The sequence below is a fragment of the Comamonas sp. DB36 genome (genome assembly GCF_057914905.1).
Genome location: NZ_CP196632.1, coordinates 719,841 through 745,640, shown reverse-complemented (window position 1 = coordinate 745,640; position 25,800 = coordinate 719,841). Strand labels below are relative to the sequence as shown.

Below are 25,800 nucleotides of genomic sequence, written 5' to 3'. Positions count from 1 at the left end.
CCGTAACGTCAACGTCTTCGTTGTGCATAAGTGAAAATCCAAATTCCATAGCCGACTGGCAACTACACGAGGGTTGAAAGTGAGGCTTTCGATATGCGCTTCGATGCAAATGAAACGGAGCTAGCGAACGTCTCCTCCGGGGTCCACAGCGGCCTGTAGGCGGGATCGGTCCACGGTCAGCGACTGCAAAGCAGACTTTGGCGCAGTCATACTTTAGACCGGTGATTGCCTTAGTCATACGGGTGTTTAATTCACGATAACGCACTTCTTATCATTAGCTATTCTTGCAGAATCGCATATATCGACCAATTTCTGCCGTTCACTTTCCGTAGCCGATGTCTGCGTTGCAGGAAAGCGATGACTCTTCGAAAGCTCATACTTCACGAAGTTTGAGATTATTAAAGTAGAACAGACGCTGTAGCTTGGGATAGTTTTCCTTGTAGTCTTTGTAGCTGCTGTAAATGACTAGCTCAAAATCGGCATTTGATTTACCTTCCCGTCGCAACGAAAGGACCGGCTGAGTGATGTCACGTGCATTGATGCGAAGATTATTGACAGTCTCATACTTCTTCAAGGCTTCCATTTGAACTGAATCTCCATTATCGTCAGTGACAGAATGCTTGAGGGGGTTGCCGTGCGTCGCAAAGAGCCGCGCAAGATCGGTGTAAAGAGTATCGAGCTCGAAGTACATCTTGTCCTTCCAAATGAGAGGAGCGAGTATTTTACGCTGAGTGATATCCGGCGTTGTCACGAGATTTTGTGATCGGTTTATATCGGAGATATAATTATATTGAGGCACAGGTTTATTTGAGGCTAACGCTGGCAGTTTCGTTTTTGGTGGCTTTGAGGGCGCTTCTACAGTGCCAACTACTGACTGAATCCTGGCAGCATTGCTTGGGTTCAGCAGCCATGAATGGCTCGTGAACTCACCCGTTGACATTTTTTGGATGAGTCTCATGCATTGCTTGTAAAGCGGCAGAACATATGGGTCTAACTGGAGGTAGTAGCCAACGTCATCTTGCCGAAAGATCAGTAGTGGGTCCTTAGGCGTGTGAGCAATACCAAGCAGATAGTCGATGACGCACAGTTGTTCTCCATAGTTCTTCAAAGCAACCGTCAAATCGCTGTGCGACCTATATCGGGAATGCGGTGATATCGAGCTGACAATTCTCCGAAGAATTCTTACGTAAATTTTGTCCCGTTCCTTAGCATTTTTTCTTAAGGGTGCGATTATTGCAATTTCACGCTTTTTTAACGCCTCTAGCTTAGTCATCTCCAGGCTTGGCAACCAACGGTGGGAAAACCCACTCGTCCAGACCTGCTCTTCGAGATAGCGTTTTGTCGTGGGAAACGCCTCCAGCTTACTGTGATGTAGTCGAAGGGTCAGGCTATCAAGCTTATGGTGTTCGACTGAAAAAAGATTAAAGCGAGTTTTTTGTGATGCAAAAATCAGCTTATTTATCACGTCCGGGTCTACGTCAATGTCGGAAAACAATTGAAGAAGCTTCCTCCTGCTTGGCAAGGAAATTTCAGCGCCAAGATTCTCAAAAATATATTTACAGATCAGCGTGTAGGCGTGATCGGCTTGTACTATCGTAAGACTCTTGATACGATTCGCCGCCATTTTTAGCATGGCTGGCTCATGAATTTCCGGCAATTCCAAAGGTTTTGGAGAATGCGTGAGTTCGCTTAAAGCCGACGATCTTGCGATGATTTGTTGTGCACTCGGAAAATCACCAAGGTGCGGATTATCGAGAAGATCATGATAGATCCTTAATTTTCTCTTGTAACCCGTCTGCATTACGGCAAAAGGGCTGCGCAACAGAGTGTAGGTACCCGAAATCAGTCGTACGACTTCAGGCATACTCAACTTGGATACGTCCATCAAATCAGCCACCAGCTTTTCAAGCTTCAATTCTATGAACTCACCCTTGGAGGCATAGAGCCACGCGAGGTGAGTGAAAACCTGGTCGAACTTTGCCATTCGCTCTACTCGGGCATCGGTCAATGGATCTGACTCTTCCATTGCTCTGCTCGTGGTGAGTGACTCGGTCAGCAAGGTCTCACTCGCAGCCTTCTCTTGGACGGCTGGAATTTTGGCTGCTTGCGTCTCCAGAGCACGCTGTTTCGCTAGGCTTAATTCGTGTGCAGCAATTCGTGCACTCCAGTTTCTATGCGCGCGCTTCAGCAGCTTTAGGCGTGGAGTCCAGCGTGCGGTGGGGATGAGACGCAAGCCTTCGCCATCAAAGATGAAGCCAGCGTCGATCATGCTTCCTGTAACCGCTTTGAAGACTGCGGCAGGCGTGTTCTGGCGAACTTCATCGATCAACAACTGAGTAGGTTCGCTGAAAGAAAGTGCGTCCAGAATCTGGGAAACTGCGTGATCCATAGGCTCCAGAACACGTTGTAACTCAGCCTCGTTACTTTGTACAAAGCGACCGTTACCGTACACTAACCGATGTACCGCATCCTCTGAAAACAGCGATCTTGGATGCGAGGCACACCATTCAAGCAAGGCCAAGTAGGTTTCCCGCATTGCTAAGCCATGGGTGAGGCTGCGCATGGCGGTATGGGCCTGGATAAACGTAAAACCAGCATCAGCATGCCTGTCAACGAAGACTTTCAACTCGCTCTCGATATCGAATGCTGGCGATTTAGTGATATGCCTCAAGGCGGGAGCTGGAGGTGTTGACTCCAAAGTAGTCCCGATGCTCAGTATGGGCAAAGGCGTTTTTAATGCGAGCGCGTAGGTAAGCGGCCGATCTACAGCGTTAGCCACAGGCATTTTGTAATGCGGAGATGATCCAAAGGAGTCATTTAGCTTCGCCGATCTCGACAGGTCGATCGCAAAGGGTTGCAATGTACGTCTTGCTGTGGCTTCCTTGATCTGCTGGCGTACTTGCAGCGAAATGGGCTTGTACCCCAGAAGATTGACGAGGCGTGCGCGCACACGACGAGCGCTTGAATCGATTTGTGCAGGTCGAACAACAGTGCTCAGCATAGTCTGGCTGGTAATACTGTTAAGTTCGATTATCAAATCCAGCACGCTGTCCAGTGAAGGTGGTGAAGTCTGCAGCCAAATCGCATCAAACCAATCATGAATCTCCTGGACTTGGACTTGATCCGTGAGCAGCACTCCGAATTCGGTGCGACGTAGAACACCAGCGTGGGTAAGGTTGGCAGAGCCCGTATATGCGCCAGCTCCGCTGAGCACGGTTTTCGCATGGATAGCAGGATAATGGTGGATGAGACCATAATTTTGGGCAATAAAGTCGTAGACTAGGCTGCGCTCGCGTCTAGGTGTCGCGGAGAGCCATTCGAGAACATCTGACACCAACCGCCAGGAGCGCGAAATGTGAATGAGTCGCTGCAGATACTCTAGGCTGATGTACGGGCTTACAATCTTCACGTCCTGATCCCTGATGATCTGAACGATGGCGCGATCAAATGGCGATTCTTGATCCGGCGTGTCAGGAGCGTGGTAGAGCAATCGCGACATAAGTCCCTGTATGTTTTCTGTGTTGATGCCTATTTTGCGACGAAAAATCAATCACTGAAGTTCATTGACAGGCCGGCTAATACATGTTCCTACTGCTGTAAATTTTCGCGATACAAGGGGCGAACTATTGGGGGCAATGGACTTGGATCTATCTCACTGCAGGTGACCTAGCGGTGTCCCCCACTGGTGGTCAAGTCCACTCCTCTAAATAGCAGCAGGCTGTCGTCCGCATCAGCGTCTGTTCAGGGTCGACATGCGCCTGCCGAGACGCTCAAAGGCGACGCTCGTTGGAAGCGGTACGCGGCGAGTCGCTTAGTCGAATGGAAGTTTTCGAGGATGCAACGGCCGGGCAGGACTGGTAGCGTTAAACGACTTATGTTCGTGATTTTTGCCGTTTAGGCACTAGCCCCTGGATGTCTCAGATCAGCCAAGGGCAGTCATCTAAGATGGGGCCTTCAACGACTGCTTCTGGCAATCGATTGCAGACGCTAAATGTAATTTGCCCGATGATTTCACCGAAGAACCCCTAACTCCGCCACTTGAGCTGAGCTCAAATAGGTAACGATAAGGTCCCCTTATCGGCTCAGCCCCCGACGCCCCCCCTTTTCAACAGCCCTTAGCTTTGGACTGCGTATTCAATCGATTGAGGTGGTTCAGCGGCCGAAATCACCGACCGCTTCGCCCCCGATTCAAATATGGGCCGCTAGGCCACCCACATCCCCGGCCTGAGGCTGTGGTATGCGCACCCGTACCGCAATCAGCCATGCCGCGAACAGCATCAGGACGCTGCCGGCGATGAACACGCCAGTGATGCCGCTGGCGCCGAACATCGCGCCACCCGCAGCCGCACCGACGGCAATGGAGGACTGCACCGAGGCCACCACCATGCCGCCCGCGCTCTCGGCCTGATCGGGCACGGAGCGTGCGACCCAGCTTGACCATGCCACCGGCACACCACCGAAGGCCAGGCCCCAGAACGCCACCAGCAGCGCCTGCCCTGCCACAGAGGCGGGCAGCAGCACCAAAGACAACGCCGCGATGCCGACCAGCGCGGGCATCAGCGCCAAGGTCATGCGCAGGCTGCGCTGCATCAGCCAACCCGCGAGCAGCGTGCCGGCGAAGTTCGCCACGCCGAAACCCAGCAGCATCAGCGCGAGCCCGTCTGCATCGACGCCCGTGCTGCTTTCCAGGAAGGGGCGGATATAGGTGAACAGGGCGAAATGGCCGGCATGGGCCAGGATGCAGGCCAGCATGCCCATGGCGATGCCCGGCCGCAGCAGCACGTCGAGCACCGTCCTGAGCCGCACCACGCTGCGTGGCGCCATGCGCGGCAGCGTGAACCACTGGAAGACCAGCGTGATCAGCCCCACGGCGGCAGCCGCCACGAAGGCGCTGCGCCAGCCGTACAAACCACCCAGATAGCTGCCCAGCGGTACCGCCACCACCGTCCCCAGCGCAATTCCGCTGAAGATGATCGACAAGGCGCGCGGCAGCAGCGCGGCCGGCACCAGCCGCATGGCGACGGCGGTGGCCATGCTCCAGAACCCGCCCAACGCAATGCCCAGCAATACGCGCATCACCAGCAGCACCGCCATGCTGGACGACAGCGCGACGAGCAGGTTGGAAGCGATCATCAGCATGGAAAAGCCCAGCAGCACCACCCGCCGGTCCAGCCCGCGCGTCAGGCCGGGAACCAGCAAGCCGGCGAACAACGCCACCACGGCCGTCACGGTCACCGCCTGGCCCGCCAATGCCTGCGACACGCCCAAATCCCCGGCCATGGGCGTCAGCAGACTCGCGGGCAGGTACTCCGCCGTCAACAAGCCGAAGACGCCCATCGCCAACGAGAACACCGCCATCCAGGCTGCCGAGGCCGGCGCCGCCAGGTCCGCTCTGCCAAGGTCGGCAGTGGCGTCACAAATGCAATCATTCATCGCAAGATACCCCTAGAAAAACTATCGTGACCCAAAGTCTAGGGGCTGGATTCAGGATGATCTATGATGAAAAGTCTTGAATTTTTGATCAAAACACCTGGATGAATGTGCCGGAACAGTTTGCTCTCTCGTCCGATCTCATCAGCGAACTGCTGACGGGCATGCGCCTGCGCGGCGTCGAGTACCGGCGCATCCAGGTCGGGCCGTCCTTCGGCTTTCACTTCGAGGCCAGGCCCGGTCGTGGCTACTTCCACTATCTGGCGGTGGGATCGGCCGTGCTGCGCAGCGCCGACGGCGCGCTGCATGAACTATCGGCCGGCAGCACCGTGTTCATTCCCCAAGGGGCGGCACATCAATTGCTCTCCAGCTCGGATGCGCCCACCCAGGACATCGACAGCTTCGAGGCGGCACCGCTGGGCGACACGGTCAGCGCCGTAGATGCCTGTCCGAGCACCAGCGTCGTACCCAGCGCCATCCTGTTCTACGGATGCATGGAGTTCGACCTGGGCGGCATGCAGGGCCTGGGCCGGCTGATGCCAGGCCTGATGCTGGTCGATGCCGCCAGCCAGCGCTATCCCGGGCTGCTGCCCATACTGGCCGCGATGAAAGGCGAAATCTGCTCCGGACGGGTCGGATTCGCCGGCATCCTGGCGCGCCTTGCCGAGGTGGTGGCGGCCATGATCGTGCGCGGCTGGGTCGAATGCGGCTGCGACAATGCCGCCGGCCTGGTGGCCGCGTTGCGCGATCCGCGGCTGGCGCGTGCCATTTTGGCCCTGCATCGGCAGCCCGGCCGCGATTGGACGGTGGCGGAACTGGCGGCCGAGTGCCATGTCTCGCGCTCGGTCTTCGCGCAACGTTTCGAGTTCACCATCGGCACGTCCCCCTTGCGCTACGCAACGGAGCTGCGCATGCGCCTGGCGAGCCAATGGCTGGCGCAGGAAAGCATTTCCATCGACTCCGTGGCAGAACGGCTGGGCTACTCGTCCCAGGCGGCCTTCAGTCGTGCCTTCAAACGCATCAATGGTCAGCCCCCAGGGTCGATCCGACAAGAGCGCAGGCGTGCGACGCGTGAGGCCCGTTGAGTCATGCGTCGATGACGGCTTCGTGCCACCTTGGACGCAGATCCGGGAGCAGAACGACAGCAGCAGTTTTGTCGCAATCGCACGCTACGCATCCCTGAGAAAATGCCAAGCCTTTGCCGCAACGGCTATCGCCTGCCCTTCGCCCCCACAGCCAGTGCCACGACGGCAATGCCGCCGGCGATGATGAGTGCATCTTCTATCAGGCCGCTGCGCGTCTGGCCGATGTGCTTCATGGCGGTTTTTCTTGCGTCCAGGGTCACATAGGCCAGCGGAACCGCGGTTGCAATGGCGGCAGCCGCGCCGGCGCGCTCGCGGCCGTGGGGTGCGAGGGCCGCGCCGGCGATGCCGGCGCTGGCCACTCTGGCCAGCAGGCCCAGGAACACGGTTCTGTCGGGAGCGGTCTTCATCTTGTCGCCCGCCAGTTCACCGGCTCCCATGAGCAGGGCGCCGAACCGGAAAACCGGGCGGTCTAGCAGTGCGAGCGTTCCCGGGGTGGAGTGGCCCAGAAGCCGGGCCGCGGACAAGGTGGCCATCGGTGTCATCGAGCGTGCGCTGGCCACGGCGCCGATGAGTGCAGAGTAAAGGAGACCGACATTTTTCATGATTTTTCCCTGAACGAAGCAAAGCGCCATCCTTGAATAGGTGCTGGCGCTTGTCCATGCGATAACGCGCGTCCAAGCGTAGGACAAGCGCGGCGGCTGCCAAGTGAAGTCTCAAAGGCAACAATCGTCGCTTTATGGACAAGCGCCGCAGCGCCATGGCATGCCGCTCAATCCACCCGCAGCACCTCGAACTGCTGCCGCAGGGAACCGACCTGTATCGACACCTCGTCACCTTCGCATTTACCGAGCATGGCCCTGGCCAGAGGGGCCTGGCTGCTGATGACCTGAACCAGCTCGGTGCCGCTGACCAGCTTCATGCTGCCCCCGGCCGGGCCCAGAAACAGCTGTTGCTGCTGGTCGTCGGCATCGACCAGGCGGACCAGTGCGCCCAGCTGTATGCCCTTGCTGATGTCGTAGGGGAGCGGGCGGAACTGGCGCCAACTGGCCAGGGCCTGGCGTATGGCTTCGGCGCGCCTGGCCTGGCCGCAGGCCAGGTAGGCGGCTTCGAGGCCCAAGGTGTCGTATTTGTTTTCGGCGATGTTTTCTTCGTGCGTCGCCGTTTCATGGGCGGTGCGCACCGCCTGTTCGATTTGCAGCAGGTCTTGGGCGAGCTGCTCCAGCACCTGCTGCTGCAGCAAGAATTTATCCATGGTGAAAGCGAGGCATCTCGAACGGGCGGGAGGGAGGAAAGATCTTGCAGGGGCCGGGCTGGCATTGCGGATTGCGCAAAGAATGGGTGCGCTGCCCTGACGAGGTGCGCGCCCGGTCGCCAGCCACGCCCTTCTGCGGAGTTTACCAACGCCCGTCGCAGGCGTCGGCGCGGGCAGGCAGCCATGTTCCCAAGGACCGCATGGATCAGATGTTGTGGGTGGCCGGCCTTTGAAGCAAGCCTGCGCTTGAAATAGCCCGGCATGGCCCATCGCAGCCGGCGGAGCGCGGGAACGGTGCTTCTCGGCGCAGGCGCGACGCGCGGGCGCCCAGCCGTGGACAGCACGCCTGTGCGCCGGCTGGATCCTGTTTTGCCTGGAATTTTTTAGCGGCTAAAAAGCATGCCCCCCGGCAGGCCGGCCTGTGCCCAATTGCCGGGCCTGCGTGTCCATATTGGCGCGGCGCCCGGGGTCTGCCCTCCCCGCCGCGGTGCATTCTGTATACAAAACGGTGCAAACATTGCGTGCAAAGCTGGCACGGGGTTTGCGTACACCCTGGGCATGCAAGCCCATACCCCTGCACCCGCACCTTCCCCGTCCACGCCGGCACCGGCCGGCATCGAAGTCGTCGCGCTGACCAAGCGCTATGCCAGCGGCAAGCCCGCCGTGGATGCGATCAACCTGCGCATTGCGAGCGGCAGCTACTGCTGCCTGCTGGGCCCGTCGGGCTGCGGCAAGAGCACGACCTTGCGCATGATCGCCGGGCACGAGTCGGTGAGCGGCGGCGACATCCTGCTGGAGAACCGCAACATCACCGACCTGCCCGCGGCCGCGCGCGGCACGGCCATGATGTTCCAGAGCTTTGCGCTGTTTCCGCACCTGTCGGCGCTGGACAACGTGGGCTTCAGCCTGAAGATGAAAGGCATGGGCAAGGCGCAACGCCAGGCCAAGGCGCGCGAGCTGCTCGAACGCGTGGCGCTGGGCCATCTGGCCGAGCGCAAGCCCGCCGAACTCTCGGGCGGGCAGCAGCAGCGCGTGGCGCTGGCGCGCGCGCTGATCACCCAGCCGCGCGTGCTGCTGCTGGACGAGCCGCTTTCCGCGCTAGACCCCTTTTTGCGCATACAGATGCGCGCCGAGCTGCGCCGCTGGCAGAAGGAGCTGGGCCTGACCTTCATCCATGTCACCCACAGCCAGGAGGAAGCCATGGCCCTGGCCGACACCATGGTGGTGATGAACCATGGCGTGATCGAGCAGGTGGGCAGCCCGCATGAGGTCTACAACCGCCCGGCCAATGAATTCGTCGCGCGCTTCATGGGCGGGCACAACGTGATCGATACGCCCCAGGGGCTGATAGGCGTGCGCACCGACCACCTGCAGATCGCCGCGGCCGACGCCAGTCTGCCCGCGGGCGCCCAGCGCATGCAGGCCCAGGTCACCGACGTCGAGTACCAGGGCACCTATGTGCTGCTGGGCCTGCAAAAGCAGGGCGTGGCGCTGTCGGCCCATGCCACGGCCGCCTATTCGGTGATGGTGTCCGAGGCGGCGTTTGCCGCCCGCCCCTGGCAGGTGGGCCAGCCGGTGCAGCTGCACTGGACTCCCGACCAGGCGCACCCGCTGTCGGCGCCCGCCCCGGCCCTGGCCATGGCTGCCTGAACCTATCCGCTGAGCTTTTTTCATCCCGCAACCCAAGGAGTTTTCCCATGTCCGATGCTTTCCGTGCCGATTCCCCTGCCGCCCTTTCCGCTGCCGCTGGCGTGCAGCGCCGCTCGCTGCTCAAGGGCACGGCGGGCATCCTGGCGGCCGGCGTGTTCCCGGCCGTCCACGCCCAGGAAAAAATAGTGCTGCGCTACCTGGGCACGGCCGTGAACCAGGACAAGGTGATCGCCGAGAAGTTCAAGGCCGACACCGGCATCGAGATCCAGTACGTGGCCGTGACCACCGACGACGTGAGCAAGCGCGCCGTCACCGCGCCCAACAGCTTCGACCTGATAGACACCGAGTACTTCTCGCTCAAGAAGATCGTGCCCACGGGCAACCTCAAGGGCATAGATACCAAGCGCATCAAGAACGCCGACAAGATCACGCCGCTGTTCACCACGGGCATGGTCGGCAGCAAGGCCGTGGGCGACCAGGGCACGGCGCCCAAGAAAGTGATCTACCTCGAAGGCGAACGCTCGAAGAAATTCGCCAGCGCGCCCACGCAGTTCATGAGCCTGATTCCCACGGTCTACAACGCCGACACGCTGGGCATACGCCCCGATCTGATCAAGCGCCCCATCAGCTCCTGGGCCGAGCTGCTCAACCCCGAGTTCAAGGGCAAGACCGCGCTGCTCAACATCCCTTCGATAGGCATCATGGACGCAGCCATGGTGGTCGAAGCCATGGGCATCTACAAGTACCCCGACAAGGGCAACATGACGAAGAAGGAAATCGATCTGACGATCAAGACGCTGATCGAAGCCAAGCGCCAGGGCCAGTTCCGCGCGCTGTGGAAGGACTTCAACGAGTCGGTGAACCTGATGGCGTCGGGCGAGGTGGTGATCCAGTCGATGTGGAGCCCGGCCGTCACGGCAGTGCGCACCAAGGGCGTCGCCTGCAACTTCCAGCCGCTCAAGGAAGGCACGCGCGCCTGGGCCGCGGGCTTCGGCCTGCCGGCCACGCTCAGCGGCCGCAAGCTCGACGGCGCCTACGAGTTCATCAACTGGTTCCTCGACGGCTGGGCCGGCGCCTATCTGAACCGCCAGGGCTACTACAGCGCCGTGCTCGAGACCGCCAAGTCCAAGATGGAAGCCTACGAGTGGGCCTACTGGATGGAAGGCAAGCCCGCGGCGCGCGACATCAAGGGCCCGAACGGCGATGTGCTGGCCAAGGCCGGTGAAGTGCGCGACGGCGGCAGCTACGAGGCGCGCATGGGCTCGATCGCCTGCTGGAACGCGGTGATGGACGAGAACAACTACATGGTCCAGAAGTGGAATGAATTCGTGGCCGCGTAAAGCGTGCCCGCGCAGCGCCAGGTCCAAGGCCTGCTGCTGCGCCCCTTTTTCATTGCCGCCGCGTATTGCCCCGCAAAGCTGATCTGCCCCACCATGAGCACTGCCCACACCCCACCCCTGCCCACGAGCGCTTCGCCGGGACGCAGCATCGCCGCCTGGTGGCAGGCCGCGCCGTTCACGCTGGTGTTCGCGCTGTTCTTCCTGATCCCGCTGGCGCTGATCGTGATGGTCAGCTTCTGGGACTTCAACGAGTACGAACTGCTGCCTGCATTCACGTTCAAGAACTACGTCTCGATCTTCGCGGGCTGCGGCGATGCCTCCGAAGGGCTGTGCGTCACGCTCAAGACCTATTACTCCACGCTCAAGTTCAGTTTCCTGGTCTGGCTGATCACGCTGGTGATCGGCTTTGCCGTGGCCTATTTCCTGGCCTTCCATGTGCGCTCCGCGGGCATGCAGACGCTGCTGTTCGTGCTGTGCACCATACCGTTTTGGACCTCCAACGTGATACGCATGATCTCGTGGGTGCCGCTGCTGGGACGCAACGGCCTGGTCAACCAGAGCCTGGTGGGCGCGGGGCTCATTGACCAGCCCATAGAGTGGCTGCTGTTTTCCGATTTCTCGGTGGTGCTGGCCTTCGTGCACCTCTACACCATGTTCATGATCGTGCCCATCTTCAACAGCATGATGCGTATAGACCGCAGCCTGATCGAGGCCGCCAGCGACAGCGGCGCGAGCGGCTGGCAGACGCTGTGGAACGTGATCGTGCCGCTGTCGCGCACCGGCATCATCATCGGCTCGATCTTCGTGATCACCATCGTCATGGGCGACTTCGTGACCATAGGCGTGATGGGCGGCCAGCAGATCGCCTCCATCGGCAAGATCATCCAGGTGCAGACCTCCTACCTGCAGTTCCCGCTGGCCGCGGCCAATGCCGTGATCCTGCTGGCCGTGGTGCTGATGATCATCTGGGGCCTCACCCGCCTGGTCGATATCCGCAAGGAGCTGTGAAATGAAAATCCGCGAAACCCGCCCCGCGAGCTTCTGGCCGCTGGCCATCGCATTCAGCCTGTTCGTGCTGTTCATGTACGGCCCCATGCTGGTCATCTTCGTGCTGAGTTTCCAGGGCCCCGAAGGCGGACTCACGTTTCCGCTGCGCGGACTGTCGCTGCACTGGTTCCGCAAGCTCGCCGAGGGCCTGGGCGTGGTGGACATAGGCGCGGCACTGTGGCGCTCGCTGGGCCTGGGCGCGGCGGTGATGCTCAGCACCGTGGTGCTGTCGGTGCTCGCCGGCCTGGCGTTCCGCAAGCGGCTGGCCGGCGGCAACGCGCTGTTCTTCATTGTCGTCGCCAGCCTCATCATGCCGTCCATCATCGTGTCGCTGGGCATAGGGCTGGAGTTCCGGCTGATCGACAACGCCATCAAGGCCGCGTTCGAATGGCTGGGCATGGAAAGCGCGCTCGAGGGCTACGGCACGGCGCTGGGCCTTTACACCTCGGCGCTGGGCGCGCACCTGACCTGGACCCTGCCCTTCGGCCTGCTCATCATGTTCGCGGTGTTCAACCGCTTCAACCCGGCCTACGAAGAGGCCGCGCGCGACCTGGGCGCCACGCCCTGGCAGGGCTTTGCGCATGTGGTGCTGCCGCTGATCGCGCCCTCGGTCGTGGGCATAGGCATGTTCGGCTTCACGCTGAGCTGGGACGAGATCGCGCGCACCTCGCAGGCCATTGGCGATGTGAACACCTTGCCGCTGGAACTGCAGGGCCTGACCAGCACCGTGACCACGCCGTCCATCTATGCGCTGGGCACGCTGACGACCCTGGTGTCGTTCGTGGTCATGGGCATCACGCTGGCGCTGGTCTGGGCCCTGGGCCGCCGCGGCCAGGGCCGCCCCAGTTGAAAACGCAACCCATATGACGACGACAACCCCTCTCAAGCCCCGGCGCGCGCGCGCCCTGGCCTCCCCGCCGCCGACCGCGCCCGACGCCAGCGGCCAGCTCAGCGACAACGACATGTACGAGCGCATGGTGTCGGCCATCCTGGACCACCGCCTGCCGCCGGGCACCAAGCTGGTCGAAGACAAGCTCGCGAGCGCGTTCGGCGTGTCGCGCACGCGCGTGCGGCCCGTGCTGGTGCGGCTGGCCAACGAGCAGGTGGTCACGCTCACGCCCAACCGCGGGGCATCGATTGCCCAGCCCACGCCGCAGGAGGCGCTCGAAGTCTTCGAGGCGCGCCGCCTGCTCGAGCCGCGCCTGGTGCAGCTGTTCATCGCCAATGCGACCGACGCCGACATCGCCGCGCTGCGCGCCTGCATAGCCGACGAGGAGGCGGCGCGCGCCAGCGGCGACATGCGCCGCGCGATCCGCCTGTCGGGCGACTTCCACCTGCAGATCGCCCAGGCCGCGGGCCACCAGACGCTGGGTCGCATCCTGCGCGAGCTGGTTTCGCGCACTTCGCTGATCCTGATGACCTACAGCCCCTCGCATGCCCAGACCCGCGAGGAAGCCACGGCCTGCGGCTGCCGCGAGCACCGCGCGCTGATAGATGCCATCCGCCTGCGCGACGCCAACGAGGCCGCGCGCCGCATGCTTGACCATCTGGTGCGCATCGAGTCGCAGCTCGAATTCACGCCTGCGGCCGCCGACACCCTGGACCTGACCCGGCTGCTGAGCGGCGGCTGATGGCCAAGGCCTTGCAAACCATGCGCCAACTGCTGGTCATCAACCCCAACACTTCAGCCGGCGTCAGCGCGCTGCTGCAGCGGCATGTGCAGGCCGCGGCGGGCTCGCATGTCGCGGTGCGCACCGCCACGGCGCGCTTCGGCGCACCGTACATTGCCTGCGAAGCCAGCTACGCCGTGGCCGCCCATGCGGCGCTCGATGCCTGGTCCCATGACCTCGCCCAGCTGCAGGCAAAGCCCGACGCGGTGTTGATCGGCTGCTTTGGCGACCCCGGCCTGATGGCCTTGCGCGAAAGCAGCCCCGTGCCCATCACCGGACTGGCCGAGGCGTCCTTCATAGAAGCCGCGCGCCATGGCCGTTTTGCCATCGTGACCGGCGGCGAGCGCTGGGGCCCCATGCTGCAGCGCCTGGCGCAGCAGCTGGGCCAGGCGCATGCACTTGCAGGCATACACACCGTGGCGCCCACCGGGGCCCAGCTCGCGGCCGACCCGCAGGCCGCGCGCACGCTGCTGGCCCAGGCCTGCCGCGATGTGGTGCGGCAGATGGGCGTGCAGGCCGTGATATTGGGCGGCGCCGGGCTCGCGGGCATGGCTGCGGCGGTGCAGCCGCAAGTGGCGGTGCCGGTGATCGACAGCGTGATCGCCGGTGCCACCTGGGCCTTGCGCGCCCATCCCGTGCCGCCCGAGCGCAGGCTGGCAGGGTTCGATGTGGCCTGGGCCGGGGTCTCGGCCGAGATGGTGCGGTTGGGTGCAGCGCTTGGCATGCACGCCATGGACAGCGGGCGCTGACGCCAACCCCACGGTAGGCGCTGGCCCGCAGCCACGCCTTGCGGCGAAACGTGGACCGGCTTTGCCCCACGCCCTCAGCAGGCCGGGGCCGACAGGTTGGAGCACGCCATATTGGCTAAACTGTCGCGCTATCTTCCGCGCTGGACGATGACCGTTTTTCAGCCTGAACCTCCGGACCATTCCACTATCCCAGGGTGGCAGCCATGGGCTTTCGCCGCCGAGAGCCCGCGCTGCAGATCCTCAACACATTTGTGCACCAGCACTGAAGGCATGACTGTGGACGACCACAAAGCACTTGAGCGTATCTTTGTAGGTGACAGCGATATGGCCAGGCAGATGCGCAGCCACGACTGGACATCCACCAGCCTGGGTGATCCGCGGCAATGGCCGCAGGCGCTCAAGCTTGCGGTGCGCATCCTGCTGACCTCGAAGTTCGAGATGTGGGTAGGCTGGGGGCCCGACATCGCCTTTCTCTACAACGATGCCTACCGGCCCACGCTGGGCAGCAAGCACGAATACGCGCTGGGCATGCCGACGCGCGAACTGTACCCGGAGATCTGGCCGGAGATCGAGCCGCGTCTGCGCCGGGTCTATGCGCATGGCGAAGCCACATGGGATCGTGCGCTGAAGCTCATACTGCACCGCCATGGCTATGCGGAAGAGACTTATCACACCTTTTCATACAGCCCGCTGGTCGGCGACACCGACAAGGTCGAGGGCATCTTCTGCGCCGTCAGTGAAGAGACCGAACGCGTCATCAGTGTGGACCGGCTGGAGTCATTGGAATCCCTGGCCGGCGCGATTGCCACGGCGGACCGATTCGACGTCTTCTTCCAGGCCGTCGCGCAGGAGGCAAAGAAGGCCCACGGGAGCATTCTGTTCAGCGCCTTGTATGAATTCGATGCCGATGGCAAAGCCCGGCCCGTCTACGAGGATCTGGGCGGCAGCGTCGACATCGCGCGCTGGAGCCTGGCTTCGGCCGGCCAATCCCAGGAACCGTTCATCGTCGACCTGGATGGCGCCGAGAACCTACCCAAAGGCGCGGGCGACATCGCTACCAGGCAAGCGGCTGTGATCTGCATGAATGCCGCGGGCAATGAATATCCCGTGGGCGCATTCGTCGTCGGCTTGAATCCCTACCGGCGCTTTGACGACGACTACCAAAGTTTCCTGAAGCTGTTCGTGGGGCAGATCGCCGCACGCTGGACCACGATAGAAGGCTTCGAGACCGCCAAGCTGCGCACCGAGGCCTTGAACGATGCCCTGGCCTTGCGCCAGGAAGCTGCCGACAATCTGGCCAAGGTCAACGAGAGCCTGTCGAAGGAAGTGCTGCTGCGGACCGCGCAGCGCGACCGGTTTCATGCGATGTTCAAACAGGCGCCCAGCTTCATGGCCCTGCTGTCCGGGCCGCAGCATGTCTTCGAGCTGGCGAACGACGCCTATCAGAGCCTGGTCGGTCCGCGCGACATCGTGGGGCGCACCGTGCGCGAAGTGCTTCCCGACGTCACGGGCCAAGGCTATTTCGAGCTGCTGGACAAGGTCTACAAAACGGGCGAGACCTTCAAAGGCGAGGCGATGTCGGTGCGGCTCAACCGCGGCGACAGGCAGGAGGAACGGTTCCTGCACCTGATCTATCAGCCAATCTTCATCGACGGCAAGGTCGAAGGCATTTTTGTCGATGGCTACGATGTGACGCATCAAAAGAATGCCGAAGACGCGCTGCGCCATATCAATGCCACGCTCGAAGGCCATGTCAAGGAAAGAACGGCGGAGCTGGAGCAGGCGCTCGAGCGCCTGCGCCGCGAGGCGGAAGAACGATCGTTGGCCGAACGCGCGCTGCAGCGGGCGCAGAAAATGGAGGCGCTGGGCGCGCTCACCGGCGGAGTGGCGCATGATTTCAACAACTCATTGCAAGTCATCAGCGCCAACCTGCAGATTCTCGGCTTCATGCTGCAGTCCAATCCCGACGCCATCAAGCGCATCGAGGGGGCGATGGGCGGCGTGACGCGTGGCGCCAAGCTGGCTTCGCAACTGTTGTCATTCGGCCGGCGCCAACCGCTGGAGCCCAAGGTGGTCAGCGTCGGCAAGTTCATCCGCGGCCTGGAAGACATGCTGTGCCGCGCGCTGGGTGAAAGCATAGAGCTCGAGACCGTGATCTCGGGCGGACTGTGGAACACCATGGCCGATCCCAGCCAGGTGGAGAACGCCGTGCTCAATCTGGCCATCAATGCGCGTGACGCGATGAACGGCAGGGGCAAGCTGACCATTGAAGCCGGCAATGCCCTGCTCGACTTCCAGTATTGCGAGCGGCATGAGGATTTGAAGCCCGGTCAATACGTCGTCATTGCAGTGACCGATACCGGCTCCGGAATGTCTACCGAAGTGCTGGAGCGCGCATTCGAGCCGTTTTTCAGCACCAAACCCGAGGGCAAAGGCACGGGCCTGGGACTTTCCATGGTGTACGGCTTCGTGAAGCAATCCGGCGGTCACGCCGCGGTCTACAGCGAACTGGGCGAAGGCACGACGGTCAAGCTCTACCTTCCGCGCTCCAATCAGGATGAGGATCCTGCGCCCATCAACTGGTCCAATGGGCCGGTCCAGGGCGGAAGCGAGACGGTGCTGGTCGTGGAAGATGATGAGGATGTGCGCGAAGCGGCCGTCGCCACGCTGCTCGGTCTGGGCTACCGCGTGCTGCGCGCCAAGGATGCAGACAGTGCGCTCACGGTGGTCGACAGCGGCGTGCACATCGATGTGCTGTTCACCGATGTGATGATGCCCGGCAAGCTGCGCAGCCGCGAGCTGGCGCGCAAGGCCAAGCAACGCCTGCCCTCTTTGGCCGTGCTCTTCACTTCGGGCTATACCGAGAACTCCATCGTGCATGGCGGCAGGCTCGATGAGGGCGTCGAACTGCTGTCCAAGCCCTATACCCGCGAAGCGCTGGCGCGCCGCATCCGCCATGTCATCGGCGAGGAGGCGCAACGCCGCCAGTGCATTGCCGACATCGTGCAAGGTGCGAATGCGGTCCCGGCTGCCAGGCTCAAGCTGATGGTGGTGGAAAACGACGATCTCATCCGCACTTCCACCGCCGAACAATTGCGCATGTCGGGCCATGAGGTCAGCGAGGCCGCCAATGCCAAGCAGGCATTCGCGCTGCTGAACACGCAGGCGAAATTCGATGCCCTGGTGCTGGACATCGGTCTGCCTGACATGGACGGCGCCGAGCTGGCGCACAAGGCCGTGGCGCTGCAGCCGCATCTGGGCATCGTGTTCGCCAGCGGCGCGTCGCCCACGCACCATCTGGGGCTGCCCAGTGCGACGCGCTATGTGGTCAAGCCTTACACCACGGCGCAGCTGCTGGCCGAATGCGCACTCGCGGTGCAGCTGCGCCAGGCCATCAAAAATCCGCTGTGAGGACTGCGCCCCCGCCCAGGCGGGGACGCTCCTCTCAGTATGTCAAGCCGAAGCCATAGGGAAACAGCGTGTCCTTTTGCGGATAGCCGGGTGCATCGGGCTGGTTGTCCAGAATGGCCTGCGAATTGTTGGCCAGCGCGAACGGCATCTTGCCCTGGGGCTTGACCGCCGCTGCGGTGCCCAGCACCTTGCCGCCCAGCACGTCGAGCAGCGCCGTGTTGCTGATGCCGAAGCCCGCGACGATCGCGCCCGCGTTCTTCAGGCCGCTGGCGTCGTCAAGCACATAGGGCTGGCGGAAGTAGATCGCCAGCACGGTCTTCTTCGCGCCCACCTCGTTCATCACCGCCTGGATCTGCTCCAGCGAAGGCGATACCAGCCAGGACTGGGCCTTGGCCATCTCGGTGAACGACAGCATGCCGTTCTCCCAGGGCAGCGAGCCGCCGAAGGCCAGGCCGTCATCGAGGCAGGGCTTGGTCGCATCGGCCGCCGAGTAGGCGGCGCTGTTGACGCAGCGGTCGTCGAAGCCCCAGCTGCGGCCGGTCGCGGGATTGATGCGGCCGCCGGTGGCGGCATCGTTGCTGCGGTAGGTGCTGGCCGCGCGCGTGGTGGTGCCGGGCACGAGCTTGTTGTTGGAGACTTCCACGCGAATCACCGCATAGTCATGGCCGGCCGCGCTGGGCCGCGCACCGCCGACCAGCGCCTCGCCATCGGTGACCTGGTAGCCGTATTTCTCGGTGTCCGTCCTGGCCAGGCCCATGGTGTAGACCTTGGCCTGCGCCTTGAGCGGCAGCGTCTTGCTGCCGTCCGCCTGGGCCTGGTTCTGCAGCAGCACCACCGACTTGCGCTGCAGGTCCATGCCCGCGCTGCGGTGCGCGTCCTTGCCTATGATTGCGTCCGCCAGGCCGGCATCGACATAGGGGTTCTCGAACAGGCCCAGCTGGAACTGCTCCTTGAGCAGGCGCCTGGCGGCCTCGGTCACGCGGGCTTCGGTGACCAGGCCGGCCTTGACGAGATCGGTGATGGTCTTGTTTTCGCTGAAGCCCGACAGGGTTTCGGTGCCGCTGTTGATCGCCGCCGCGACGCGCTCGGGCACGGACTTCTTCTCCAGGCCCCAGGCGCGGTCGTTGATGATGCCGGTGTCCGAATTCACATAGCCCTTGAAGCCCAGCTTGCCGCGCAGCAGGTCGGTCACGATCTGCTTGGAGAACGCCATGCCGGTCTGCTCGTAGGCCACGCCTTCGTAGGTCACATTGATGGGCACACCGTAGTAGGGCATGACGGACGAGACGCCCGCATCGAGCGCGGCGATGAAGGGCTTGAGGTGGTAGCCGAAGTTGCCGCCGGGGTAGACCTGGTTCTTGCCATGCGCGTAGTGCGGGTCCAGGCCCATCTCCTGCGGCCCGCCGCCGGGGAAATGCTTGAGCGTGAGCGCCACCGCCGAGCGCGGGGTCACGGAGGTGCCGTCCTTGACCTCACGGCCCTGCAGGGTCTGCACCAGGCTGCGCATGATGTCGGCGTTCAGGTCGGCATTCTCGGTGAAGGTCTCGTGCACGCGGTACCAGCGCGGCTCGGTCGACAGGTCGGCCATGTAGCCATACATGCCGCGCAGGCCTATGGACTTCCATTCATCGCCCATCACAGTGGCGAAATCGCGAATCGGCGCCATGTCGCCCGCGCCCAGCGCCGCGGCCGCCAGGCCCGCCTCCTTGGGAAACTCGGTGAACGCACCCGCGGCTTCATTGATGCCCACGCGCGGGTCCTTTTCATAATGGTTGCGCGCGTTGGACTTGAAGATCGTCGGGATGCCCAGGCGCGTGGCCTCGCTCATTTCCTGCACCGCATTGGTGAAGACCGCGGCCTGCTGCGGCGTCACCTGGGCACCGGTGGCCGGGACCGTGACCACGCTGCGGAAGATGAAGCGGCTCATCTTCTGCGTCTGCACCATGTCGGTCGCCGCGGCCGGCACCTTGCCGCCCGCGTCGGCGTTCAAGGTGTTGATCAGCATCAGCCCGGCCTTTTCCTCCAGCGTCATCTGTGCCACGAGGTTGTCTATGCGCTCGCTGACCGGCAGGCGCCAGTCTTCGTAGGGGTCAAGCCGGCCGTTGCCGTTCGAGTCCTTGAACTGCCGGCCGTCGAGCGTCAGCACGGCCTTGGCGCGCGCGCCTATCACCGGTTGGGTCGTTGCATCGTCGCCATCGCCGCCGCCGCAGGCGGCGAGCAAGGTCAGGCCGGCCACGCCGCTCAGGCACAGCTTGGCCGCCAGGGATACGCGCCGCATTGCGGGGCGCTGTGGGCTTGTTTTTTGCATTTCGGGGTCTCCTTGGAAAAATCGCTTCTCGCGAGGAATCGGTGCGGGGTGCACGCGCGCTGGCTGTCGATCGGGGCGGTCGGAATGCCAAAGACAGACAGCCTAGTAACCGGTTAACCTTCAAAAACCAAATTTCCCACACGCAATTCAAACCGTATCGGTGGGGTCTGAAAGTCAACCAAGCTTCTTTGGGAAACCGGTTAACCTGCTGTTGAAAAAAAACCGCAAGGGCCGGTGCGGATAGTGCTTGGTAACGTTAACTTGGTCAATATCTTCACCCCGGGACTTTCCCTAGGATGAAACGGCGGTCGACTCCCTGACCACCAGCCGGCTCGTGAGCACATCCACCTCGCTGCCGCGCGTGCCCTGGATGGCCTGCACCAGCCGGCGCATCGCCACCTCACCGACGGCTTCGCTCATCATGTCCACGCTGGTCAGCGCCGGACTGCAAAAGCGCCCATAGGCGATGTTGTCGAAACCCGCGATCGCGACCTGCCCGGGCACTTGCACGCCCAGCGCCCTGGCCTCGGACATCAGTCCCAGGGCCAGCAGGTCATTGAAAGCGACCACGGCATCGGGCATCTCGCCCGACAGCAGGACCACCGAGGCCAGTCGTTCGCCCTCCTCGCTCACCGGCGCTGTCGCCTCGAATTGCGTGAACTGCGCGTCCTGCCCCTGGAACGCCTGCTGCACACCCTGCCAGCGCTCGTCGCTCCAGCGCGCCGTCGGAAAGGCGATGTAGCTGATGCGGCGGTAGCCGCGGTCGCGCAGATGCCGTCCCAGGATGCGTCCCGCCTGATAGCTGTCGCAGCACACGCTGTGGTGGGCCGCGTCGGGCGACGGGCCGCCGTAGAACACCACGGGCGTGCTGCCCGCGAGCAAGGCCTCGATCACCGGCAGCGGCAGGCGCGCGCTCACGATCAGGCCGTCGACGCGGCGCGACAGCGCCTTGAGCACCGCAAGTTCGGGCTCCCGGGTCTCGGCGGCGTCGGCGACGATGAGATTCATCTGCACCTTCGCCGCCTCGCGCGCCGCTCCCTTGACCATGCTCGTGAAGTGCGGGTTGCGGATGTCCTGCAGCACGATGCCCACGTTGCCCGTGAGCCCCGTGTTCATTCCCCTGGCCATGGGGTTGAGCGACCAGCCGAGCTGGGTCACCGCCTGGCTGATGCGCGCTTCGACCTCGACGCTGAAACGCTGGCTGGCGTTGACGAACTTGGAGACCGTGGCCGTGGAAACGCCCGCGGCCAGGGCCACGTCGCGGATGGTGGGAGCGCGCTTGCGGGGAATGTTCATGTTCTGTTTCGTTGGGCAAGCATCCTGCAGCGCAGCGCCGTCGTCGGCTCAGACCGCCTGATAGGTGGTGTACATCGACGAGAAGTCATTGTCGAACAGGAAGTTCACGAAAGTGACGGTGACGCTGATGTCGAGGCTGCGCACATAGTGCCACCAGCCTACGGGAATGAACAGCAACTCTCCGGGCGCGAGGTCGCATTCCAGCACCGTCACCGCGCGCATCGCGGGAAAGCGCGCGTAGTCGATCGCCTCCAGGTCCACGTCGCTGTAGACATGCAGCGAATTATGGATGCGCGCGGCCTGCAGGCTGTCGACCAGCCGCACGCGCTTGCGGCCCAGGATCTGGGCCATGAAGTTGTTGGTCAGATCATGGTGGGTGGGCGTGATGGTGCCGGCCGGGCCTATCCAGAAGAAGCCGCGGTTGGCCGGGTCGCTGGCGTCGAGGTACTCCGGGATCTGCACGATGCCGTCCCACAGGCCCGCCATGGCCTGGGCGTTGGCACCCACATTGTTGGCGGTCATGTAGATGTCGTTGCTTTCCCCGCCATGCATCACCTGCTGCATGAAATCGCCGAAGCGCAGTGTTTTCCTGTGCTGGGCGCCCTCGATTTCATAGCGGGCATTGGCGTTGCGCCCCGCCTGGACCTGCACCTGCTGCGCGCAGAACCGCACGGCCAGGTCTTCGGGCGTCCAGTTGCGCGCGGGCCAGTCATCCATCATGCCGGTGATGATCACCGGGCGATTGGCGCTGTAGTACTCGCGCAGGAACATGTCGCGCGGCAGGCGGTGGCGGCGTTCGATCACCGGCTGCGGCGGGCGCAGCTTGCGCTGGGCCTCGAGCACCCATTCGCGCTTGCGCACGCGTTGCGCCAGCCGCCGCGCCGGTGCGAGGTAGGGGCTGCGCGCCGCCTTGTCCAGTTCGCGTTGCGCCTCGCCGACGTGCAAGCCATGCTCCACCAGCGTGGGCAGCAAGGTGTCGGCAGCGACTCCCAGCGCCAGGTTCTCGGCGATCCAGCTGCGCCAGGCATCGGTGAACGCAGGTGCGGCGCGCGCATCGTCCGGGGGCGCGCCTGCATTGCGGGCGGCATTTTCCGCCGGCGACGGCAGCGCGCTGGCATCCGGCAGCAGCCATTGCCGGAGCAATGCGTCAATGCGCCCCTGCTCGATCAGCCATTGCACGACCGCATGCGGCGCCTGGGCAAACTCCTGCACCGAGACCGCGGCCGACGCGGCCAGTCGCTGCGCATGCAGCCGGTCGAGGTTCTGTGCCTCCCCTGGCGCGCTGGCCGACCCGATCACCACGCGTATCGCCGGCAGCCGCGGCGTGGCCGCGAGCAATGCGGGCAGATCGTCATAGAGGCGGGCAGGTGGAAAACGCTGCAGCTTGTCGAAGGCCGGCAGCCAGCGCGTGTCGCCGTCGCGCCGCGCCCAGTCAGACCGCAGATACGACAGGGGACCGAAGGCCAGCACCCGGTCCGCGCCCAGCAGGGCGCCGAACAGGATGGCCGCGTAACCGCCCATGGACTGGCCCAGCGTGCTGACCGAGCGCGGGCGCAGGCGCGCGATCCAGTCGCGCAACGCCGCTGCCACTTCGTCTGCGTCCCGGCCCAGGCCGCTGACGCCGTGCTGGTACCAGAGATTGGCGGTGTCGCGCACCAGAATGCGGTTGAGCGCGACGCCCGTGCATTCGGCCAGTTTCAGCGTGCGCCCGTCGAAATCGAAAGCGTTGAGCGCGTCCCAGCTTGCAAAGCCGAAGGCGATGACCAGCGCCGCGTCGGCATGGGGCGCGTCGACGACAAAGCCGATATCAGGGTTCAGGGCCGAGGTCTTCACATGCGCTCCCGGTAGGAATGGAACTGGAATGCCCGATTCTTGCCGATATTGCCGGGCAAGCGCGGCCTTGAAGCCGGCCGGCGCGCGGCAGTGGAGCACGCGTCAATGCATTGGCCCGCGCGCCACCGGGCCGGCACGCCACTCAGGCCACATAGGCCGGATAGATCTCGGCCAGCCGGTCGATGAATCCGCTGACCAGCCGGATATGTTCGCGCAGCAGCTTCTCCGCCAGGTCGGCGTCGCCCGCAACCAAGGCCTGGACGATCTGGTCGTGGAACTCCACGGACTCCTCGCTGCCGCGTATGGTCTTGTTGGCCAGGCGGCGCAAGCGCTCGAGCCGCGTTCGGGCCGACAGCACCACGCTCCAGGCCGAGGCATGGCCGGCAAGCAGCACGATGGTGCGGTGGAAATCCTCATCGGCCGCCAGGCTCGCGTCACGGTCCTCGAGGCGCAGCGCCGCGCGGTGGCGCTCGACGATCCTGGCCAGCGCTTTCCTGTCGGCCAGGGGGGCGTTGGCCGCGAGCCGCACGGCGGCGCACTCTATGGCCTCGCGCACGAACAGCGCGTCGTTGAGCGACTCGCGCTGCAGGCGCGAAACAAAGGTTCCGCGCTGCGCAAAGATGTCCAGCAGACCGTCGGCGGCCAGCGCCCTGAACGCTTCGCGCACCGGGCTGCGGCTCACCCCGAATCGCTCGGCCACCACCGGCTCGTTGAGCGCCGCACCGGGCGGCAGCGTGCATTCGACGATGGCGCGGCGCAGGGCGGCGTAGACGAAGTCCGCGGCCTTGCCCCGGCCTTCGGCCGAGTCATACGGCTGCAGCGACGCAATGCCTTCCAAGGTGGCGGCGGAGACAAAGCTGGGACGGGCCATGAATATTGCGAGAAGGAAATTTTGATTCTAAGACAAGGGTTTCCCCCGAAAACGTTAACGCATTCTAGAACACTAGAATGCAGAACAATTTTGATGGACCTGCTTCATGAATTCCTCCAGCGTTTCCCCGACCACCATCTCCCTGCTGCAAAAAGTCAGCATCGCCACGCTGTGCACCTGCCTGTTCAAGCGCGGGCTGCGCAACCAGGTCATCCAGGGCACGGTGCCCGTGGGTGGCAGCGCCAAGCCGACGATGGTCGGCCCCGCCTTCACGCTGCGCTACATGCCGGCGCGCGAAGACCTGAACACGCTGGCCGAGTTCACCAACCCTGCCCATCCCCAGCGCAAGGCCGTGGAAGACTGCCCGCCGGGTGCGGTGCTGGTGTTCGACAGCCGAAAGGATGCGCGCGCCGCGTCTGCGGGTGCGATCCTGATCCGCCGGCTACAGGTGCGCGGCGTGGCCGGCGTGGTCACCGACGGCGGCTTTCGCGACGCGCCCGAAATTGCAGCGCTGGAGATTCCCGCCTTCCATACACGCCCTTCCGCGCCGACCAACCTGACGCTGCACCAGGCGATCGACATCAACGTTCCCATCGGCTGCGGCGACGCGCCCGTGTTTCCGGGCGACATCGTGGTGGGCGATGGCGACGGCGTGGTGGTCATCCCGGCGCATCTCGCCGAGGAGATCGCCGTGGAAGCCACCGGCATGACGGCCTTCGAGGACTTCGTCGCCGAGCAGGTACAAAACGGCCGCTCGATCATCGGCCTCTATCCCGCGACCCAGCCGCAGACGCTGGATGACTTTGCCCAGTGGCGTGCGGCCAACGGCCGCTGAGAACGCCAGCCGCGCATTTCCCGCAACAGTTCACGCAGCCAACGAGGAGACATCCATGATTCGCGCCACCGTAGCCCTTGCATTGCTTGGCAGCACATTCGCCGTGCCCGCACTCGCACAGAATTTCCCGACCAAGCCCATCACCATCGTCGTGCCCTCCTCGCCCGGCGGCGCGATCGACCTGGCCGCACGCCTGATAGGCCAGAAAATGGGCGAGGCCTGGGGCCAATCGGTGGTGATCGAGAACCGCGCGGGCGCGTCCGGCATCATCGGCACGGAAGCGATCGCCAAGGCCGCGCCCGATGGCCATACGCTGGCCCTGGTCGCGAGCAGCCACGCGATCAATCCCAGCCTGTTCAAGAAGCTGCCGTTCGACACCATCAAGAGCTTCGAGCCGGTCGCGCTGACCCATGTCGTTCCGCTGGTTCTCGTGGTCTCGCCCTCCGCACCCTTCAAGAGCGTCAAGGACGTGGTGGCCCACGGCAAGTCCCATCCGGGCGAGATGACGTTTGCCTCCAGCGGCAAGGGCGGCGCGCCCCACATGTCGGGCGAGCTGTTCAAGACTCTGGCCGGCATCGACATCACGCATGTGCCCTACAAGGGCAGCACGCTGGCCCATCCCGACCTGATCAGCGGCCGCACGACGATGATGTTCGACACGGTGGCCGCGGTCAAAACCCAGGTGAATTCCGATCGCCTGCGCGCACTCGCCGTGACATCGCCCAAGCGCTCGGCGGTGTTTCCCAACGTTCCCACGATGCAGGAAGCAGGCATCGCGGGCTATGAAACCAGCACCTGGGGCGGACTGCTCGCGCCCGCGGGCACGCCCAAGGCCGTGGTCGGCAAGCTCAATGCCGAGGTCAACCGCATCCTGCAGCTCGCCGATGTGCGCAAGACGCTGGTCGATGCAGGCATCGAGCCGGGCGCGGGCTCGGCGCAGCAGTTCAGCGACTTCATCGCGTCCGAGTCGGTCAAATGGGGCAAGGTCGCAAAGGACGCGGGGATTCAGCCCGAATGAAACCG

Annotated in this window: 18 protein-coding genes; 10 read left to right on the top strand and 8 right to left on the bottom strand. The window is 63.3% G+C overall.

Going from position 1 to position 25,800, the window contains the following annotated elements; genetic code table 11:
- Positions 1-373: 373 nt before the first annotated feature.
- Together ACSVDO_RS24430 and ACSVDO_RS24425 are read right to left on the bottom strand one after the other, a co-directional pair.
- A complete protein-coding gene (locus ACSVDO_RS24430) occupies positions 374-3,499 on the bottom strand; it encodes a phospholipase D-like domain-containing protein (RefSeq protein ID WP_489596908.1) in 3,126 nt (1,041 codons plus the stop codon).
- A gap of 689 nt (positions 3,500-4,188) precedes the next feature.
- A complete protein-coding gene (locus tag ACSVDO_RS24425; protein ID WP_489596906.1) occupies positions 4,189-5,433 on the bottom strand; it encodes an MFS transporter in 1,245 nt (414 codons plus the stop codon).
- A gap of 101 nt (positions 5,434-5,534) precedes the next feature.
- Here ACSVDO_RS24425 and ACSVDO_RS24420 point away from each other — a divergent pair, with 101 nt between their 5' ends.
- The gene (locus tag ACSVDO_RS24420) at positions 5,535-6,515 is read left to right on the top strand and encodes an AraC family transcriptional regulator (protein ID WP_489596904.1); all 981 of its coding nucleotides are present in this window, start codon (positions 5,535-5,537) and stop codon (positions 6,513-6,515) included.
- Between the two features lie 125 nt (positions 6,516-6,640).
- Here ACSVDO_RS24420 and ACSVDO_RS24415 read toward each other — a convergent pair whose 3' ends face one another.
- Positions 6,641-7,117 (bottom strand): hypothetical protein, encoded by a 477-nt coding sequence (locus ACSVDO_RS24415; protein ID WP_489597378.1) that lies wholly within the window; start codon positions 7,115-7,117, stop codon positions 6,641-6,643.
- Positions 7,118-7,284: 167 nt separating this feature from the next.
- Positions 7,285-7,767, bottom strand: coding sequence for a GreA/GreB family elongation factor (locus tag ACSVDO_RS24410; RefSeq protein ID WP_489596902.1), 483 nt, complete (start codon positions 7,765-7,767; stop codon positions 7,285-7,287).
- A gap of 558 nt (positions 7,768-8,325) precedes the next feature.
- On the opposite strand from ACSVDO_RS24410, the gene ACSVDO_RS24405 reads away from it, so the two are divergent.
- From ACSVDO_RS24405 to ACSVDO_RS24375, 7 genes are all read left to right on the top strand, one after another.
- Positions 8,326-9,417, top strand: coding sequence for an ABC transporter ATP-binding protein (locus ACSVDO_RS24405; protein ID WP_332549509.1), 1,092 nt, complete (start codon positions 8,326-8,328; stop codon positions 9,415-9,417).
- Between the two features lie 47 nt (positions 9,418-9,464).
- The gene (locus ACSVDO_RS24400) at positions 9,465-10,757 is read left to right on the top strand and encodes an ABC transporter substrate-binding protein (RefSeq protein WP_489596899.1); all 1,293 of its coding nucleotides are present in this window, start codon (positions 9,465-9,467) and stop codon (positions 10,755-10,757) included.
- Positions 10,758-10,850: 93 nt separating this feature from the next.
- The gene (locus tag ACSVDO_RS24395; protein WP_332683722.1) at positions 10,851-11,765 is read left to right on the top strand and encodes an ABC transporter permease; all 915 of its coding nucleotides are present in this window, start codon (positions 10,851-10,853) and stop codon (positions 11,763-11,765) included.
- 1 nt (position 11,766) lies between these two features.
- A complete protein-coding gene (locus tag ACSVDO_RS24390; RefSeq protein ID WP_489596897.1) occupies positions 11,767-12,654 on the top strand; it encodes an ABC transporter permease in 888 nt (295 codons plus the stop codon).
- Positions 12,655-12,667: 13 nt separating this feature from the next.
- Positions 12,668-13,435: a GntR family transcriptional regulator gene (locus ACSVDO_RS24385; protein WP_332539635.1), complete on the top strand. Its 768-nt coding sequence runs from the start codon at positions 12,668-12,670 to the stop codon at positions 13,433-13,435.
- A gap of 20 nt (positions 13,436-13,455) precedes the next feature.
- Positions 13,456-14,223 carry an aspartate/glutamate racemase family protein gene (locus ACSVDO_RS24380; RefSeq protein ID WP_489596895.1) on the top strand — a complete coding sequence of 256 codons (768 nt, stop codon included), beginning with the start codon at positions 13,456-13,458 and terminating at the stop codon, positions 14,221-14,223.
- Positions 14,224-14,547: 324 nt separating this feature from the next.
- A complete protein-coding gene (locus tag ACSVDO_RS24375; protein WP_489596893.1) occupies positions 14,548-17,634 on the top strand; it encodes a response regulator in 3,087 nt (1,028 codons plus the stop codon).
- A gap of 34 nt (positions 17,635-17,668) precedes the next feature.
- On the opposite strand, the gene ACSVDO_RS24370 is transcribed toward ACSVDO_RS24375, so the two are convergent.
- The 4 genes from ACSVDO_RS24370 to ACSVDO_RS24355 form a co-directional block, all read right to left on the bottom strand.
- Positions 17,669-19,912, bottom strand: a complete 2,244-nt coding sequence (locus ACSVDO_RS24370; RefSeq protein WP_489596891.1) for a glycoside hydrolase family 3 protein — start codon at positions 19,910-19,912, stop codon at positions 17,669-17,671.
- Positions 19,913-20,233: 321 nt separating this feature from the next.
- Positions 20,234-21,238: a LacI family DNA-binding transcriptional regulator gene (locus ACSVDO_RS24365; RefSeq protein WP_489596889.1), complete on the bottom strand. Its 1,005-nt coding sequence runs from the start codon at positions 21,236-21,238 to the stop codon at positions 20,234-20,236.
- Positions 21,239-21,286: 48 nt separating this feature from the next.
- A complete protein-coding gene (locus ACSVDO_RS24360; RefSeq protein WP_489596888.1) occupies positions 21,287-23,071 on the bottom strand; it encodes a cupin-like domain-containing protein in 1,785 nt (594 codons plus the stop codon).
- Positions 23,072-23,213: 142 nt separating this feature from the next.
- A complete protein-coding gene (locus tag ACSVDO_RS24355; RefSeq protein ID WP_332539642.1) occupies positions 23,214-23,942 on the bottom strand; it encodes a GntR family transcriptional regulator in 729 nt (242 codons plus the stop codon).
- Positions 23,943-24,048: 106 nt separating this feature from the next.
- Between ACSVDO_RS24355 and ACSVDO_RS24350 the strand changes: the two genes are divergently transcribed.
- Together ACSVDO_RS24350 and ACSVDO_RS24345 are read left to right on the top strand one after the other, a co-directional pair.
- Positions 24,049-24,777, top strand: coding sequence for a ribonuclease activity regulator RraA (locus ACSVDO_RS24350; protein WP_489596887.1), 729 nt, complete (start codon positions 24,049-24,051; stop codon positions 24,775-24,777).
- A gap of 55 nt (positions 24,778-24,832) precedes the next feature.
- The gene (locus ACSVDO_RS24345) at positions 24,833-25,795 is read left to right on the top strand and encodes a tripartite tricarboxylate transporter substrate binding protein (protein ID WP_332549775.1); all 963 of its coding nucleotides are present in this window, start codon (positions 24,833-24,835) and stop codon (positions 25,793-25,795) included.
- Positions 25,796-25,800: the final 5 nt, after the last annotated feature.